Origin of the sequence: Halocynthiibacter sp. C4 (assembly GCF_028823805.1) — a bacterium.
GTDB lineage: Bacteria > Pseudomonadota > Alphaproteobacteria > Rhodobacterales > Rhodobacteraceae > Falsihalocynthiibacter > Falsihalocynthiibacter halioticoli.
This window is the reverse complement of sequence record NZ_JAPEIE010000001.1, coordinates 415,421-431,386: the sequence shown is the minus strand read 5'-3', so window position 1 is coordinate 431,386 and position 15,966 is coordinate 415,421. Positions and strand designations below refer to the sequence as shown.

Here is a 15,966-nt window from a genome sequence, read left to right as displayed (position 1 = left end):
TGCAAACCGACGGAGCCATGATGGACGAAGACAGCGTTTCCTCTTTGACACCCCTCACCCCACCCACTTCAGAGGATGCACGGTTGTCATGGCTCCGTCTTTTGCGTTCACGCAGGGTCGGCATTTCGACGTTCTATCGATTGATGCAGGAGAACGAGACAGCAGAGCGTGCGCTTGAGGTCTTGCCAGAGGTAGCGCGCGCTGCAGGAGTTACCGACTACGCAATTGCGCCACTGAAAGACATCGAGAACGAGTTTGCTGCGGCGCGCAAAGCCGGTGCGCGAATGATCTGCAGAGGAGAAGCCGACTATCCCAAGGAATTGGCAAACATCGCCGATGCTCCTCCACTATTCTGGGCAATTGGCGATATCTCTCTGCTTAAACGGCCCAAAATTGGCATTGTCGGCGCCCGAAATGCATCTTCGCTCGGAGAGCGCATGGCGCGAAAGCTGTCTGAAGGGCTTTCGCAGCAAGGGCTGATTGTTGTTTCCGGGCTTGCCCGCGGCATAGACGCCGTCTGTCATAAAGCGGCGCTCGAAGGCGGAACAATCGCGGTTCAGGCTGGTGGTGTGGATAAAATCTATCCCAAAGAAAACACCGAATTGTTCTGGGAGATTGGTGCAAAGGGCCTCCGCATATCAGAAGATCCGATTGGAGTAGCACCGCAAGCGAGGCATTTTCCGAAACGGAACCGCATAATCTCGGGGTTATCCATCGGGCTTGTTGTTGTAGAAGCGGCGGCGCGATCCGGAACTTTAATCACAGCTAGAAACGCTTTGGATCAAGGGCGCGAAGTTATGGCCGTTCCTGGACACCCCTTTGACGCGCGTGCCACAGGGAGCAATATGCTAATTCGCGATGGCGCAGCTCTTATCCGAAATGTCGATGATATACTTGAGCAAGTTGCTGATGCTTTGGAAGAGCCGAGGACTGTGGCAGATCAAGCCGAACCAGATGAAAAACCTTGCACACAAAGCACAATCGCGGAAAGCGCCGATCTCCACCGTCAAATTCTCGAGCGGCTCGGACCAAGCCCCCTTGCGGAAGATCAACTCATTCGCGACCTAGAGCAGCCAGCCCATCACGTCACGGCAGAACTCGTTTCGCTGGAGGTTGAGGGACGAATTGAGCGTGCTCCAGGGGGGTATTTGATGCGCGTGGGGTAATTCATACTTAACTGTGCATTGACAATTCACTCGAAGCACCCACATCTTGCGCCGCCATATGCTCCCTGTGAGTCGAGAGGAATTTTATGCCCGTCGTCGTTGTCGAATCTCCGGCTAAAGCCAAGACAATTAACAAATATCTAGGTGACGATTACACCGTACTCGCGAGCTATGGTCACGTAAGGGACCTCCCTCCAAAAGACGGTTCCGTTGATCCAGACTCCGATTTCGACATGAAATGGGAAGTTGGCTACGACAGTCGTAAACACGTCAAAGCAATCGCCGATGCGCTTGCCGACGATAACGAACTGATCCTCGCGACCGACCCTGATCGCGAGGGAGAAGCGATTTCTTGGCACCTTCAGGAAGCGTTGACCAAACGCAAAGCGATCAAGAAAACAACGCCCGTTAGCCGCGTTGTTTTTAACGCGATTACGAAGTCCGCCATCACCGAAGCAATGGAACATCCACGCCAAGTTGATGCGCCACTCGTCGAAGCCTATCTCGCTCGTCGTGCGTTGGATTACCTTGTAGGCTTTAATCTCTCGCCTGTGCTTTGGCGCAAACTGCCCGGCGCTAAATCGGCTGGGCGTGTTCAATCTGTCTGCTTGCGCCTAATCGTTGAGCGCGAACAGGAAATTGAGGCCTTCGATCCCCGCGAGTACTGGAGCGTTAAAGCAATGCTCGCCACGCCGCGCGGGCAAGAATTCGAAGCGCGCCTAACAGTTCTTGCTGGCAAGAAGCTCGACAAATTTGACCTCGCGAATGCAACGGCCGCGGAATTGGCAGTTCAGGCAGTTCATAGCCGTGCGCTTTCGGTTCAACGTGTTGAGGCAAAACCAACAAACCGCAGCCCCTCTGCGCCGTTTATGACATCGACTTTGCAGCAGGAAGCGAGCCGAAAGTTCGGATTTGGTGCACGCCAGACAATGAGCACAGCGCAACGCCTCTATGAAGCTGGTTACATCACATATATGCGTACCGACGGTATCGACATGGCGCCCGAAGCAGTCGCGGCGGCACGAGATGCAATCGTTGAACGCTATGGCGACAAATATATTCCGTCCGAGCCTCGCGTTTATAAGAACAAAGCGAAAAATGCGCAGGAAGCACACGAGTGTATCCGCCCGACCGATATGAAACTCGATGCCGGCCAACTTGCCAAGCTCGAAGCAGATCAGCGGAAACTCTATGATCTGATCTGGAAGCGGACACTCGCAAGCCAGATGGCCGGCGCTAAACTTGAACGCACGACTGTCGATATCGGGAGCGAGGACGAACAGGTCATGCTTCGTTCGACCGGACAAGTCGTCGTATTTGACGGCTTTATGAAGGTTTACACCGAAGGCCGTGATGACGTTGATGACGAAGACGAAAAGCGTCTGCCGCAAATCGCTGAGGGCGATGCAACCAAGCTCGTAAACGCGGGCCTCGAAACAGATTTTGCCAAAGGTGAGAAATCCGACAGCAAGATCACTGCACCAGCCGTTGAGGGCATGCGTCGCAACGCGGGGGCTATCCTAACAGACGATGGCGCAGTTCTGGGGCAGCAGCATTTCACCCAGCCTCCTCCCCGCTTCACAGAAGCGACGCTCGTGAAGCGTATGGAAGAGCTTGGCATCGGACGCCCGTCTACATATGCAAGCATCGTCACCACCATTCAGGACCGTGAGTATGTTCGCAAAGAGAAGAACCGGCTCATTCCGGAGGACAAAGGACGGATCGTTACGGTTTTCCTAACGAACTATTTCCGCAAATACGTTGGATACGATTTTACAGCTGGCCTTGAGGCCGAGCTAGACGATGTGTCTGCGGGCGATCGGGATTACAAAGAAGTTCTCCGTCAATTCTGGAAAGATTTCTCAGCCGCAATTGGCGAAACGAGCGAGCTGCGCATCTCCGAGGTGCTCGACACCCTCGACGATGTTCTTGCGCCAACCCTCTATCCGCCACGTGAGGATGGATCCGATCCGCGCACCTGCCCTCTTTGCGGCGAAGGTAAACTGCACCTGAAGACTTCGAAATCCGGCGGTTTTGTCGGCTGTGGTAACTATCCAGAGTGCCGTTACACGCGGCCAATCGGTGGCGAAGGCGACGCGAGCGGTGACCGTGTTCTTGGTATGGATGGCGAGGACGAGATCAGCCTGCGCTCTGGCCGTTTTGGTCCATATGTTCAGCGTGGCGAGGTTACCGAAGACAACAAAAAGCCACCGCGCGCGAGTCTACCGAAAACATGGGCGCCGGACGCGATGACGCTTGAAAAAGCGTTGATGCTGCTTTCGCTCCCTCGCGAGATTGGCCCTCATCCAGAAGACGGTGAGATGGTTGAATCCAGCATTGGACGGTATGGCCCCTATGTGAAGCACGGGCGGGTATACGCAAATATTCCCGATGTTGACGAAGTGTTCACGATTGGCATGAACCGCGCAGTTGAAGTTTTGGCGCAAAAAGCTGCAAAGACCGGCCGCGGTGCAGCAGCCAAACCGCTCAAGGAGCTTGGCGAGCATCCAGATGAAGGCGGTCCGGTAAACGTTATGGAAGGTCGATACGGCCCCTACGTGAAGTGGGCCAAAATCAACGCGACAATTCCAAAAGACGTAGAGCCAGCCGACGTCACGATGGAGCAAGCAGTTCAGTGGATCGCCGAAAAGGCCGCGAAAAAAGGTGGTCGCAAGAAGGCGGCGAAGAAACCTGCAGCCAAGAAAACGACAGCGAAAAAAGCGCCCGCGAAGAAAAAGCCGGCAGCGAAAAAGAAAACCAAAGACGATAGCGACAATTAATCGCTGTCACGCTTGAATTTTGATTGGGCCGCGTCAGGAAACTGGCGCGGCCTTTTTCTGCAATGCAGCAAAGTGATTGACACTGTGAAGGACTCCGTCAAATATCACGCGAGATAGCTTGCAGGAGGAAAACATGAAGAAGATTTACGGCTCAGCAGCGGAGGCCCTTGATGGCTTGCTGTTTGACGGGATGTTCATCGCAGCGGGCGGTTTTGGCCTTTGCGGCATTCCAGAACTTTTGCTCGGCGCGGTTCGCGACGCAGGAACCAAAGACCTTACCTTTGCGAGCAACAACGCGGGTGTAGATGATTTTGGCATTGGCATCCTCCTCCAAACGAAGCAGGTCAAAAAGATGATCAGCTCCTATGTGGGTGAAAACGCAGAATTCATGCGCCAGTATCTTTCTGGTGAGCTCGAGCTTGAGTTCAACCCACAGGGCACACTCGCAGAACGGATGCGCGCGGGTGGATGTGGAATCCCTGGCTTCTATACAAAAACGGGCGTTGGAACCGTGATTGCGGAAGGCAAAGAGCACAAAGAGTTCCGCGGCGAGACATATATCCTTGAAGAAGGCATTTTTGCTGATCTGGCCTTGGTGAAGGCATGGAAGGCCGACGAGACAGGCAACCTTGTCTTCCGGAAGACCGCGCGCAACTTCAACCCACCAGCTGCAATGTGCGGGAAAGTCTGTGTTGTTGAAGTGGAAGAGATCGTGCCAACGGGCAGCCTTGATCCGGATTCCATTCACTTGCCGGGTATCTACGTGCATCGCCTGATTCAGGGTGAACACGAAAAGCGTATTGAGCAACGTACAGTGCGGGAGGCCTAAACTATGTGGGATCGCAATCAAATGGCGGCACGCGCCGCACAAGAACTGCAAGACGGTTGGTATGTGAATCTCGGAATCGGTATCCCAACGCTCGTTTCAAACCACATTCCCGATGGGATTGAGGTAACGCTTCAGAGCGAGAACGGAATGCTTGGCATGGGCCCCTTCCCTATTGCAGGCGAAGAGGATGCAGACCTCATCAATGCTGGTAAGCAAACCATCACTGAACTTCCCCAAACAGCCTATTTCGACAGCGCACAGAGCTTCGGAATGATCCGAGGTGGAAAGATCGCAATGGCGATTCTCGGCGCCATGGAAGTCGCCGAAAACGGTGATCTTGCAAACTGGATGATCCCCGGAAAGCTTGTCAAAGGAATGGGCGGCGCGATGGACCTTGTTGCTGGCGTGGGCCGTGTTGTTGTTGTGATGGATCACACAAGCAAGCACGGCGACAGCAAGCTCTTAAAGGAATGCACCCTTCCGTTGACCGGTAAGAACGTGGTGGATCGCATCATCACAAACCTTGGCGTGTTTGACGTTGTCGAAGGTGGGCTAAAGCTTGTGGAACTTGCTGACGGCGTAACAGGAGAAGAGGTTCGCGCTTCGACTAAGGCAACTCTTGTCTGAAATCGAAATAAGACTTGAAACAACTGGAAACCGCGGCCGCTACGTGGTTTCCAGACCTGATGGTATTGCTGAACTAACGTTTTCTTTGCTGTCTGATGGCAAGATACTGGCTGACCATACCTTGGTCCCTGCCGAATGGCGCGGACAGGGCGTCGCGCTAAAGCTGGTCGAACGCCTGGTAGAAGATGCGCGCACTGACGGAAGAAAGATCATTCCACAGTGTTCCTATGTTGCCGCACAGGCCCAAAAACATCCCGAATGGGCGGATGTATTTGTGCAATAGTCGATCAAGTTTTCGGGCATCAACACTTTAGGATCACAATCCTGCCTGAATTTCATTTTACTCCGCCCGAATGATAGTGATGCGCACCAAAAGCGATTTTAAGACATTTGCAACCACTGTATTCACGTCCAAGTGGCGCGATCCGGTGATGTTTGCGGGTCTGTTGCTCTTGGTATTGATTGGTCTTATCGGCCTCGCTGCGGCGACAGGCTGGGAGGAAACTCTATCTCACCTCAAGAGTCTGTCGCTTTGGCAAATCTCGGTTTTATTACTGCTATCTCTCGCGAATTACGGATTGCGTGGCGTCCGATGGCACGTATTTGCTCGCCGATTGGATCTCCCGCTTACTCTGTTTCAATCCCTACGGCATTTCTTTGGTGGGTTCGCAATGAGTGTTACGCCAGCGCGTGTTGGTGAGTTGGTTCGAATACGCTGGATTGGGCGCGAAACGGGCGCGAGCCCCGAACGCACGGCACCGCTTGCACTTGTTGACCGCGCAAGCGATTTGTCCGCGATGGCGATATTGCTGGCGATTGCACTTGTCTTTGCTGCGGGCGGGCCCAAAGGGGCAATTGTGGTGGCAGCGTTCGCGATTATTGCGGCCATCATTGCAACCAACCCTCGTATTTTCAGCGCGTGCGTGACGAGATTCTATCGCATCACGGGTGTTTTCCCTCGATTTTTCGTTCGAGTGCGTCGGGCTTCGCAAACACTCGCGCAGTTTTCGCACTTTCCTACCGTCGCGATGACTTTGCTGTGCGGATTGGCTGGCTGGTTTGCTGAGGGTTATGCCTTTTTCATTTTGTTGCAATGGATGGGCGCAGACATAGGCCTAGCCACGTGCGTTGTAATTTTCGTTTTCTCAACACTTGCCGGCGGGCTAACCGGCGCGCCGGGCGGTATTGGTGGTGCAGAGGCGGCTATGATCGCGCTATTGAGCCTCGAAGGGGTTCCAATCTCCTTGAGCGTTCCTGCAACAGCAGTGATCCGATTGACCACGCTCTGGTTTGCCATTGCTCTTGGGCTGGCTATCTTCCCGCTCGCCGAACGTATTTCAAAAAGAGGGCCTTATGCGCTGGAAAAATGATACTATCCACGGCTGGGGGCGCGCGCAGTCAGCTACGTGCGAGATTGCACGCCCCGAAAAGTCCAGCGAACTCGCCGAAGTTTTGGCGGAGAGCGCGGTTCCTGCAATGGGCAATCGGCGCTCCTATGGTGATGCGGCGTTGAATGACGATGGTCGCGCGCTTGATATGACGCGCCTCGACAAGTTTCTCGCCTTTGACGATGAAACTGGAATTTTGAGTGTCGAGGCTGGAGTCGAGCTTGGCGAAATCACCCGTTTATTTGCACCGCGCGGTTGGCTGCCGCCTGTCTTGCCGGGAACCGGCTTTGCAACGGTCGGAGGAGCCATTGCAATGGATGTGCATGGCAAGAACCACCACCATATTGGCAGCTTTGGCCAGCACCTCGCCTCGATCACACTGCTAATCAATGGAAAATCACGCAAGATTAAACCGGACAGAGACGCAGGCTTGTTCAAGGCGACGGTCGGAGGCCTCGGGCAGACAGGGATCATTGTGGCGGCCGAAATTATCATGTTGCCCTGCAAAGGCGACGTGATGATGGTCACCGAAAGGCGTGTCGAAGGGTTTGACGAGTTTCTAACCCTGTTGGACGGCTCCGAAGCGACATATACCGTTGGTTGGATCGACGCGACGGCCAAGGGAAGCGCGCTTGGGCGCGGGATACTTGAAGAAGGCGAAACAGGTTCTGGCCTTGTTCCTTCTCCGGGCCGCTCGAAATCAGTTCCGTTCAATGCGCCCAAATTCGCGCTTTCTGCTCCGATCGTGAAACTATTCAACTGGCTATATTATCGAAGAGTTCCAGAACACGGGCGCACTTTGGTTAAGCCAATCTCTGATTTCTTCTTTCCGCTCGATAAAATTCACGGTTGGAACCGCCTCTATGGCAAGAACGGTTTTCACCAATTCCAATGCGTTGTTCCAATCAACAGTGCTGCTGTATTGCGCGAAATCCTTCAATTGATCGCAAATTCCGGCCTCGCAAGCCCGCTTGCAGTATTAAAGCGCATGGGTGAAGGACGCGGAGGATACCTGTCCTTCCCGATGGAGGGCTATACGCTCGCTGTGGATTTTCCGAATACAGAAGCCGCGCGCGTTCTCATTCCCCGCCTCGAGGCGATGGCTGTTGAAGCTGGAGGGCGAATTTACTTCGCGAAAGACTCGCTCTCCAAAGGCGACAAAATTGCAGACATGTACCCAGACTACTCAGATTGGCGCAAAGCAGTTGAAAAAGCCGATCCGGACAGAAACCTAGCTACAGACCTAGTTCGCCGTCTGAAACTGAGGAGCGCAGAATGAACGAAACATGGATTATACTCGGCGCGACCTCTGCGATGGCACGCGCATATGCCCGTAAAGTTAGTGAAACGGGAGCTGCTGTCATCCTCGCAGGTCGAAACACAAAGGAACTGGCTGCACTCGCTACTGATTGCGAGATTCGCGGTGCGCGCTTTGCCAATGCTGCGAAGCTTGATGTTCGTGATGAAAATACATTTGGTGCGATCATCAAGGACGCGATCAAAGAAGAGGGCACAATAAATGTCGCTTGTTTCGTTGGCTCAATGCCCGATCAATCCGCAATTGATGATGATCCAAGCCTAATAGATGGTGTTGTCATAGACAGCTTCACCGGTCCAGCAAAATTCTTGCAGACAATCGCACCCGAACTTGAAGCACGCGATGGAGGGACGGTTGTAGGCGTGGGATCTGTTGCTGGAGACCGTGGTCGCGTTGGAAACTACGTCTATGGCGCGGCCAAGGCAGGATTTCACACATATCTTTCCGGTTTGCGAAATCGGCTTACCAGAAGCGGCGGTCATGTTGTCACCGTGAAACCGGGTTTTGTGGATACGGCTATGACATGGGGCATCGAAGGAATGTTCCTTGTCGCGAAGCCAGAGGATATAGCAGACGCAATTCACAAGGCTGTAAAGAAGAAGCGCAACACAATCTATACGCCCTTCTTTTGGCGGTACATCATGCTCATCATTCGCTCGATCCCAGAGCCAATCTTCAAGAAAATGTCGATCTAGCCCGCCCAGACCTGGAACCAGCGCTGCCAAAGCCCCGCCGCATAGAACATCAGCGACAGCGTGAAAAACAGGATACCCAATCCGATTTTATCGGTAAGAGCAAAGACGATTGGATCGTAATCCTGTTTGCCTTGATACCCAAGAACCAGCATTCGGATCAGCCAAATCGCAATTGGCACAAGCGCAAGCCAGAGCAACCACTGGATCGGATAAAGGCTTAGGGCGTGGTCTGATATGCTATAGAAGAAGAACAACAAGAGTGCTCCGACAATTCCAAGGCTGCCTACATTAATCAAATCGCTTCGATCTTTGCGGCCGTAGCCTCGACCAGGTAGGCGCTCGTCGCCGGTCGCAAGCGTGAGTTCTGTAAGCCGTTTCACACAACCCAACGTTAGGAAAATCGGCAGGATGAACAAAAGCATATAGCCAGAGGCCTCGACTCCCGTAGCTGCTGCACCGGCGACAACACGCAAGGTATATAGAGTCGCCAAAACAGCGATATCAATCCACCGCATGCGCTTAAGCCGCATGGAATAAGCCAGCGACAGAGCAACATAAAGCAGTATCACGCCCAAGAACGCTGGACCAAGGGCCGCTCCAACGCCCAGCGCAATTCCCGCAAGCACAACAAAGCCAAGCATTCCATATTTTATCGGCACCAAACCTGCGGCGAACGGGCGTTTGCATTTCTTGACGTGAAGCCTGTCAGCTTCAAGATCGAGCAAATCATTCACCAGATAGATCGAAGATGCCGCGGCGCTGAATGCGACCATACCGAGCAGCACAAGCAACCAAGATTGCAAATCGAACTGATGTGCTGCGATTAGCGGAAGCACCATAAGAATGTTTTTGACCCACTGGTGCGGTCGCATAGTGCGGTAGATATCTTTGAGGCTAACGCTGTTCTCAACTTCGGTGACATTGTGACCCGCCTGTTGAAGCGTTTCGGCGATTTTGGGCTGCCCAACAACGATTGCGCCATCTGCTTTCTCCCAAATCGGAATATCCGCAGCTTCATTCCCAGCGTAGTGGAACCCTTTTTCGCCATAACGCGTGACCAGAGCATCGGCCTTCGCCGCGCCTTTCATGTTGGTTACGCCATCAGAAGCGATTACTTCGGCGCTAAACTCATGTTCCTCGGCCAGCTTTCTAACAAGTTGTTCATCAGAGGCTGACGCCAAAATAATGTCGCATCCATGTGATGCCGCAACTTTGGCCAGATCGTTGACCTCTGCGTTCACAGGAAGCAGTTCCGTACGCAGGCCGGCGATCTGCGCAAGCTCCTGTTTCAAACGCGCGCGGTCGCCAAAATTTTGTAGGCATGCTTGAAGGGTCTGGAAGGGCGCTTTGCCTAAGCCCGCCCAGAAACACTCGAACAGCATATCTGTTTTTAGAAACGTTCCGTCGACATCAAGAACCAGCGGTTTCTCATTAGCCATCTACTTTGTCCTCGGTCTTCTTCGCGCTCTTTACCGCAAACACACATCCGTCGGATACGAGTTGAGGTGGCGTTAAGCATAGTCCCCGTGCCACTGTCCACGCGCTAAGAACCTTTGGAACATAGGCACGCGTTTCTGCATACGGTGGGACGCCGCTATTATTTAAGACAGCGTTCTCACCTGCATTATATCCCGCCAGCACCAGAATCGGATCGTTATCAAACTTTTCCATTAGCCAGTTTAGATACGCCACACCGCCTTTAATGTTCTGCACCGCATCAGAAGTGTCTTTAACGCCAAACCGCTCTGCTGTAGCGGGCATAAGCTGCATGAGGCCATTCGCACCAGCGTGCGACGTGGCGTCTGTTCTGCCTCCCGACTCAACTGAGATTAGCGCGAGAACGAAAGCGGGCGACACGCGGGTACCGACAGTCGCCAGCAAAATATCAGTCCCATGTTTAGCCGCGATATCCTGAAGCGACTGTAGACGTGGCGGGACAACTTCCTTGCCAATAGGAGCTTTGGTCAGATGATTTACCGCTGAGGGCAACCGCCCTGGGCCGGATGCCGAAATGCTCGGCGAAACCTCCGCCCAGAACCAAGCCATCGTATCGGCGCCGCTTGGTTTCTTTGTTAGGGCTGGCTTTTCGGGATCTGCAGGAATGACCTCTTCGCCTTCAATATACTTTTCCGGCTTTAACTCTTCGCGCGCGCGAGGCGGCGTTAAACGGATCGGAACTTCGTCCGGATCAATTTGTACAGTAATCTTCGGCGGAGCACCCTTTTTGGGAACTGTAATCCGCTTAAAGGTAAAATCTTTCCCAATCGCGACATTCTCTGCCGACGACAGCGAGGCAAAAAACACCCCACAAACGAGAAATATGAAACCGAAGCTCCGCTTCATGCGGTTACTGCCCTGCCCGGATATGAATTTATTGTTTCCTTTGTCGCAAAAAAACGCCCTTCACACTAGTAAAAGGCGCAAAAAACTTGGGCAATGCGGCCACATTTATTAACAGGCTTCAGCAGTCGTCCAGTTGAATAGATTTTTTCTCATTTTTCTTTTGTTTAGAATCAACTGATTAGATGAAATCCCTGAGAATTTAACACTTTACCAACTTTTGTACGGTTAGCGCCAAATTACCGCCCCATTCCCCCACCTATATGTACTCATCCAAGGCGAACACGGGATCAAATCAGGCCGATCCACTCAACGTCGAGCCAGGGAAAACGAGCTAAACACATCTTGGAGAGACACAATGACTAAACTTTTTAATAACTTCGTAAAAGACGAATCCGGCGCTGTAACTGTTGACTGGGTTGTTCTGACTGCCGCCATCGTTGGCCTCGGCATCGCTGTTCTTGCTTCCGTTCGCGGCGGTGTAACAACACTGTCCGGCAACATCTCGACTGCTGTTGCGGGTGTAGCTGTAGACGGTTCCTAAGTTCGAGCGGGCCTGCGCTCGCTTTCCCTGCGCCTCCATCTTTCAAGAGGAGGAGGCGTATCAAGGCATCGCCCAGAAGTTCACAACTTCTTAAGATTGCCCAGCAACGTCCACTATGTTGCCACAATCAATGGGCAATTTAATCACAAGCACTGATTTTTCGGTGCATCATAACGACAAGATTACTAGGAGAGACACAATGACTAAACTTTTCAACAACTTCGTAAAAGACGAATCTGGCGCCGTAACAGTTGACTGGGTTGTTCTCACAGCTGCAATCGTTGGCCTCGGCATCGCCGTTCTCGCAACAGTTCGCGGTGGTGTTACAACACTGTCCGGCAACATCTCTACAGCAGTTGCAGGCGTAGCCGTAGACGGTTCCTAATACCGAACCAAACAAAGCGGATTTTTTCGCAGTGGCCGCGCTCCTTCCTGGGTCGCGGCCATTTTTGTAACTAGCCTAGCGGGTATTCAAACTAAAACCCCTTCACATCCAATTTGTCGCCACATTCGGAAGACAATGTTTGGGTGAACACAAAAACACTGCGAACAAAATCACCTTCAAACAAAAGGGAAACAGCAATGAAACGCCTTCTCAAGAATTTCTACGCAGATGAAACCGGCGCAATTACAGTTGATTGGGTTGTTTTGACTGCAGCGATCATCGGCATGGTCATCGCAATCTTTGCATTTTTTAATGGCCCTACTTCGAACATCGCAACAGCAATCGGTAATGCAATTGGCGCAATGACGGTTGGCGGCTAATACCACCAGTGGTCAAATAAGCACTGCGTCAAATTGATTGTTTACCAATGTCGAAAAATTCCTGTAATTGACCCTTACTTTTCACAGTATCGCCGCAATTCGTTGCGATGAACGTCTATCGAGTAATGCGTTCGACCGGCCCGAACTCACCGGACAACGCCCAAATAGAAAGGGCATATCATGAGATTAGTTTTTGGATTGGTCCTTATCCTGGGTTTGGGGCTTGCTGGCTTTGCTGTTTATACAGCCAAGGGATATATCGGAAACTATCAGGCAGAATTGCAGCGCGAACGGGCAGCAGCCAAAAAGATCGTCCCCACCAAAGATGTCTATGTTGTTACGCGCGTCGTTGAATACGGTGAGCGGCTTGCCCAAGAAGACATGAAAACAATCGCCTGGCCGGAGAATTCGATTCCCGAGGGCGCCTTCACATCCGAAGAAGACATGTTCCCCGAAGGCCCAGAAACACTGCGCACTGTTTTGCGGACAATGGAAATCGGTGAACCGGTTATGCAAGTCAAAGTGACAGAGCCCGGAGAGGATGCTGGTCTTACATCGCGTCTCAAAAAGGGGATGCGCGCGTTTGCCATTAAAGTTGACGTGACTTCCGGTGTTTCCGGCTTCCTGCGTCCAGGGGATCGCGTCGATGTGTATTGGTCCGGTTCTCTTGGTGGCGGCAACAATGTCACCAAGATCATTGAGGCTGGTATTCGTATTATTGCCGTTGACCAAACGGCAAACAAAGATCGGAACGGCGCAATCATCGCTCGGAACGTAACTGTTGAGGCAACACCGAAACAGGTTGCTGGACTTGCTCAGGCGCAAGCAACAGGTCGCCTTTCTCTCTCGCTTGTTGGCGCACAGGATGACACGATCGCCGATCTCGCGATCGAAGTTGACCAGAAACAACTCCTTGGCATCGAAGAGGCACAACGCGTGATCGAAGAGGTAGAAGAAGTCTGTACCGTTCGCACACGGAAAGGCGCAGAAGTGATTGAAATGCCAATCCCCTGCACCAACTAGAATTCTCTCAGCCTGAAAATTTCCAGAAGAGCGCACTCTATTTCGGAGTGCGCTTTTGTGTTTCCACTATATATGCCCCTCAAATGTGTATGTGTTGCGACATATCCACATCAATGCTTCCGTGGAAGGCATTGATTCTTGCAAAAAAATGACACCTGAGCCATGGTGATGGGCAAATGGGCAAAAAAGACCCAATTCCAGAGGCGTGGTCGGAGAGGCAGGATCACAATGATCATTAGAAATATCCTAAGTGCGGCTGCGTTAGGAGCAGCGTTAACCTTTGCGGTTGCCCCATCGGCGACACACGCAGAGACTCTTAAAGTATTGAGAGGCGCAACATCGACTGCGCTGAGTGTTCCGATGAATCGGGCTGTTGTGGTCGAAAGTGAAACACCGTTTGCCGAACTTTCAATTGCGAACCCCGGCATCGCGGATATCTCTACCCTATCGGACAGAACAATCTATGTTCTTGGTAAGGCTCCGGGACGTACGACGTTAACCTTGCTTGGCGCTGATGGCGGCTTGCTGACCAATGTTGAAGTCCACGTCACGCCAGACATCGCCGAATTCAAAGAGCGGCTGCGCCAGATTCTCCCGAACGAGAAAATCGAAGTTCGCACCGCAAATGACGGGATCGTCCTTTCCGGCACAATCTCCAGCATCGCACGCATGGATCGTGCGCTTGACCTGGCGCAGCGATATGCACCGGACCGTGTTTCAAACCTCATGGTCGTAGGCGGCAATCATCAAGTTCTTCTGAAAGTTAAGTTCGCAGAGATGCAGCGCTCCGTTCGCAAGAGCCTAAGCTCAAGCATCGGTGTTTCAAGCCTGTTGGGCGACCCGACTGTGGTTGGGGGCGCAGGAAACTATGCTGAGAGCGCCCTCCTGAACAACGCGCTGAACAACAACAGCACATTGTCCGCAAACGAACGAAATGGCGCCATGCTATTTGGTTTCAATGCAGGCGGTACGCAAGTCGCTATTATGCTTGAAGCCCTTGAATCTAAAGGCGCTGTCCGCACACTGGCAGAACCAAATCTTACCGCTCTTTCAGGCCAAGAAGCAAAATTCCTTGCCGGTGGCGAGTATCCCGTACCTGTGGCACAGAACAATAGCGGTGGCGGCACGACAACCACCGTTGAGTTTAAACCATTCGGTATCGAGCTGAACTTTATCCCTCGCGTTGTGGATGGCGATGTTATCAACCTCACACTTGATGCAGCTGTAAGTAGCCTTGATCCAACAAACGGTATTACCGCGAGCGGTTTCCAGATCGACGCCTTCCGTCGCCGCGAAACATCGACAACAGTTGAAATGCGAGACGGTGAAAGCTTTGCAATTGCCGGCCTGCTTCAAGATGACTTCCGTGATCTTAACAGTCAGGTTCCTTGGCTCGGCGATATCCCTGTTCTGGGTGCACTGTTCCGCAGTGCAGAGTACGAGCGTGAGCAAAGTGAGCTTGTGATCATTATCACACCGCATCTTGTAACACCTACTCGTGGCGAAGCGCTCGCCCTACCAACGGATCGCATTCGCCCACCGTCAGAAACCGAACTTTTCCTTTTTGGGAATGTGCTTGAAGACAAGAAGCCACAAGGCGTTGCTGGCGAAGTTGCCAAGCAAGACTTTGGCGGATCCTTCGGCTACGTGATGGAGTAAGACAATGCAAAGATCTAAAAAACAGACCTTGGCTATCAAATCGATTGCAGTAGCAAGTGTCCTCGCCATCGCGGGTTGTGACAGAGAAGCCGGCCGCGCCGTAGACGCATCCGCCTTCGGCACATCGACCGAGAACAACTATCTGGTTCAAACCGGACAACGCAGCTATGCGATCAGCTTGGCAAAACGCTTTGCCGAAGAGGTACCGTCAACAATTAACTTCGCGTTTGATTCTTATCAACTTGATCAAAACGCACGTGCGGCCCTCCGTGTTCAGGCAGACTGGATCAAGCAGTTCCCTGAGGTTACATTCAAGGTCTACGGTCACACTGACCTTGTTGGCTCAGCGGCGTATAACAAGAAGCTTGGCCTTCGCCGCGCCCAGGCTGCTGTGAACTATCTGATCTCACAAGGCATCAGCCGAGATCGCCTCGCAGCGGTTGTCTCATACGGCAAAACCCAGCCGCTCATCGTAACTCAAGGTCGCGAACGGAAGAATCGCCGCACAGTTACAGAAGTGTCGGGTTTCCTGAAGCGTCATCCAACTGTGCTTAACGGCAAATATGCGGAGATCATTTTCCGCGATTATGTTGCCTCTGCGGTTCCAGCAACCGAGCTCACAGGTATCACTGTTAGCGGCACCGGTTCGTCTGAATAATCGTCTTAAGAATTCGCACAATTACGGTTTTTTAGCCCCAATGTTGCCCAAATTGGCTGTCATTTAAAAGAATGGGAGCAATACGTGCGGATGAGTCGCGCGTTGGGCGACAACGGGGCGAACCGAAACCCTCGAAATTTTCGGCTCGCTGACTAGACCGTTTTCGTCCTTTAG

Annotated in this window: 16 protein-coding genes; 14 read left to right on the top strand and 2 right to left on the bottom strand. The window is 52.5% G+C overall.

What is annotated here, in order from left to right:
• Positions 1 to 20: 20 nt before the first annotated feature.
• From dprA to OU789_RS02110, 8 genes are all read left to right on the top strand, one after another.
• Positions 21 to 1,166: a DNA-processing protein DprA gene (gene dprA, locus OU789_RS02145; protein ID WP_274652862.1), complete on the top strand. Its 1,146-nt coding sequence runs from the start codon at positions 21 to 23 to the stop codon at positions 1,164 to 1,166.
• Between the two features lie 86 nt (positions 1,167 to 1,252).
• The gene (gene topA / locus OU789_RS02140) at positions 1,253 to 3,946 is read left to right on the top strand and encodes a type I DNA topoisomerase (protein WP_274652860.1); all 2,694 of its coding nucleotides are present in this window, start codon (positions 1,253 to 1,255) and stop codon (positions 3,944 to 3,946) included.
• Between the two features lie 133 nt (positions 3,947 to 4,079).
• Positions 4,080 to 4,775: a CoA transferase subunit A gene (locus tag OU789_RS02135; protein WP_263954108.1), complete on the top strand. Its 696-nt coding sequence runs from the start codon at positions 4,080 to 4,082 to the stop codon at positions 4,773 to 4,775.
• 3 nt (positions 4,776 to 4,778) lie between these two features.
• Positions 4,779 to 5,402: a 3-oxoacid CoA-transferase subunit B gene (locus OU789_RS02130; RefSeq protein WP_274652857.1), complete on the top strand. Its 624-nt coding sequence runs from the start codon at positions 4,779 to 4,781 to the stop codon at positions 5,400 to 5,402.
• Complete coding sequence (locus OU789_RS02125) at positions 5,395 to 5,685, top strand: GNAT family N-acetyltransferase (RefSeq protein WP_274652855.1); 291 nt, start codon at positions 5,395 to 5,397, stop codon at positions 5,683 to 5,685. Before OU789_RS02130 ends, OU789_RS02125 begins: the two co-directional genes overlap by 8 nt.
• 79 nt (positions 5,686 to 5,764) lie before the next feature.
• The gene (locus OU789_RS02120) at positions 5,765 to 6,772 is read left to right on the top strand and encodes a lysylphosphatidylglycerol synthase transmembrane domain-containing protein (RefSeq protein ID WP_274652853.1); all 1,008 of its coding nucleotides are present in this window, start codon (positions 5,765 to 5,767) and stop codon (positions 6,770 to 6,772) included.
• Complete coding sequence (locus OU789_RS02115) at positions 6,756 to 8,069, top strand: FAD-binding oxidoreductase (RefSeq protein ID WP_274652851.1); 1,314 nt, start codon at positions 6,756 to 6,758, stop codon at positions 8,067 to 8,069. The genes OU789_RS02120 and OU789_RS02115 overlap by 17 nt, the downstream gene beginning before the upstream one ends.
• Entirely contained in the window at positions 8,066 to 8,803 is a 738-nt protein-coding gene (locus OU789_RS02110; RefSeq protein ID WP_274652849.1) for an SDR family oxidoreductase, read from the top strand. The genes OU789_RS02115 and OU789_RS02110 overlap by 4 nt, the downstream gene beginning before the upstream one ends.
• Here the strand turns inward: OU789_RS02110 and OU789_RS02105 are convergent.
• Together OU789_RS02105 and OU789_RS02100 are read right to left on the bottom strand one after the other, a co-directional pair.
• Positions 8,800 to 10,242, bottom strand: a complete 1,443-nt coding sequence (locus OU789_RS02105) for a UbiA family prenyltransferase (RefSeq protein WP_274652847.1) — start codon at positions 10,240 to 10,242, stop codon at positions 8,800 to 8,802. The two genes, OU789_RS02110 and OU789_RS02105, sit on opposite strands and share 4 nt — an antisense overlap.
• Positions 10,235 to 11,146, bottom strand: a complete 912-nt coding sequence (locus OU789_RS02100; RefSeq protein WP_274652845.1) for a lytic transglycosylase domain-containing protein — start codon at positions 11,144 to 11,146, stop codon at positions 10,235 to 10,237. The genes OU789_RS02105 and OU789_RS02100 overlap by 8 nt, the downstream gene beginning before the upstream one ends.
• A gap of 355 nt (positions 11,147 to 11,501) precedes the next feature.
• Between OU789_RS02100 and OU789_RS02095 the strand changes: the two genes are divergently transcribed.
• The 6 genes from OU789_RS02095 (at position 11,502) to OU789_RS02070 (ending at position 15,792) form a co-directional block, all read left to right on the top strand.
• Positions 11,502 to 11,687 carry a Flp family type IVb pilin gene (locus OU789_RS02095; RefSeq protein ID WP_263954117.1) on the top strand — a complete coding sequence of 62 codons (186 nt, stop codon included), beginning with the start codon at positions 11,502 to 11,504 and terminating at the stop codon, positions 11,685 to 11,687.
• A gap of 199 nt (positions 11,688 to 11,886) precedes the next feature.
• On the top strand, positions 11,887 to 12,072 hold the full coding sequence (locus OU789_RS02090) for a Flp family type IVb pilin (RefSeq protein ID WP_263954118.1): 186 nt from the start codon (positions 11,887 to 11,889) through the stop codon (positions 12,070 to 12,072).
• 197 nt (positions 12,073 to 12,269) lie between these two features.
• Positions 12,270 to 12,452, top strand: coding sequence for a Flp family type IVb pilin (locus tag OU789_RS02085; RefSeq protein WP_263954119.1), 183 nt, complete (start codon positions 12,270 to 12,272; stop codon positions 12,450 to 12,452).
• A 180-nt stretch (positions 12,453 to 12,632) separates the two neighbouring features.
• On the top strand, positions 12,633 to 13,475 hold the full coding sequence (cpaB, locus tag OU789_RS02080) for a Flp pilus assembly protein CpaB (protein ID WP_263954121.1): 843 nt from the start codon (positions 12,633 to 12,635) through the stop codon (positions 13,473 to 13,475).
• A gap of 228 nt (positions 13,476 to 13,703) precedes the next feature.
• A complete protein-coding gene (locus OU789_RS02075) occupies positions 13,704 to 15,134 on the top strand; it encodes a type II and III secretion system protein family protein (RefSeq protein WP_274652842.1) in 1,431 nt (476 codons plus the stop codon).
• 4 nt (positions 15,135 to 15,138) lie between these two features.
• The gene (locus OU789_RS02070; protein ID WP_263954123.1) at positions 15,139 to 15,792 is read left to right on the top strand and encodes an OmpA family protein; all 654 of its coding nucleotides are present in this window, start codon (positions 15,139 to 15,141) and stop codon (positions 15,790 to 15,792) included.
• Positions 15,793 to 15,966 lie beyond the last annotated feature (174 nt).

Bases quoted from the DNA above. Each gene is read 5' to 3' on its own strand.
- OU789_RS02070 (WP_263954123.1), top strand. From the start codon at position 15,139: ATGCAAAGATCTAAAAAACAGACCTTGGCTATCAAATCGATTGCAGTA.
- OU789_RS02130 (WP_274652857.1), top strand. From the start codon at position 4,779: ATGTGGGATCGCAATCAAATGGCGGCACGCGCCGCACAAGAACTGCAA.
- OU789_RS02095 (WP_263954117.1), top strand. From the start codon at position 11,502: ATGACTAAACTTTTTAATAACTTCGTAAAAGACGAATCCGGCGCTGTA.
- OU789_RS02120 (WP_274652853.1), top strand. From the start codon at position 5,765: ATGCGCACCAAAAGCGATTTTAAGACATTTGCAACCACTGTATTCACG.
- OU789_RS02090 (WP_263954118.1), top strand. From the start codon at position 11,887: ATGACTAAACTTTTCAACAACTTCGTAAAAGACGAATCTGGCGCCGTA.
- OU789_RS02085 (WP_263954119.1), top strand. From the start codon at position 12,270: ATGAAACGCCTTCTCAAGAATTTCTACGCAGATGAAACCGGCGCAATT.
- dprA (WP_274652862.1), top strand. From the start codon at position 21: ATGGACGAAGACAGCGTTTCCTCTTTGACACCCCTCACCCCACCCACT.
- OU789_RS02110 (WP_274652849.1), top strand. From the start codon at position 8,066: ATGAACGAAACATGGATTATACTCGGCGCGACCTCTGCGATGGCACGC.
- OU789_RS02100 (WP_274652845.1), bottom strand. From the start codon at position 11,146: ATGAAGCGGAGCTTCGGTTTCATATTTCTCGTTTGTGGGGTGTTTTTT.
- OU789_RS02075 (WP_274652842.1), top strand. From the start codon at position 13,704: ATGATCATTAGAAATATCCTAAGTGCGGCTGCGTTAGGAGCAGCGTTA.
- OU789_RS02115 (WP_274652851.1), top strand. From the start codon at position 6,756: ATGCGCTGGAAAAATGATACTATCCACGGCTGGGGGCGCGCGCAGTCA.
- topA (WP_274652860.1), top strand. From the start codon at position 1,253: ATGCCCGTCGTCGTTGTCGAATCTCCGGCTAAAGCCAAGACAATTAAC.
- OU789_RS02105 (WP_274652847.1), bottom strand. From the start codon at position 10,242: ATGGCTAATGAGAAACCGCTGGTTCTTGATGTCGACGGAACGTTTCTA.
- cpaB (WP_263954121.1), top strand. From the start codon at position 12,633: ATGAGATTAGTTTTTGGATTGGTCCTTATCCTGGGTTTGGGGCTTGCT.
- OU789_RS02135 (WP_263954108.1), top strand. From the start codon at position 4,080: ATGAAGAAGATTTACGGCTCAGCAGCGGAGGCCCTTGATGGCTTGCTG.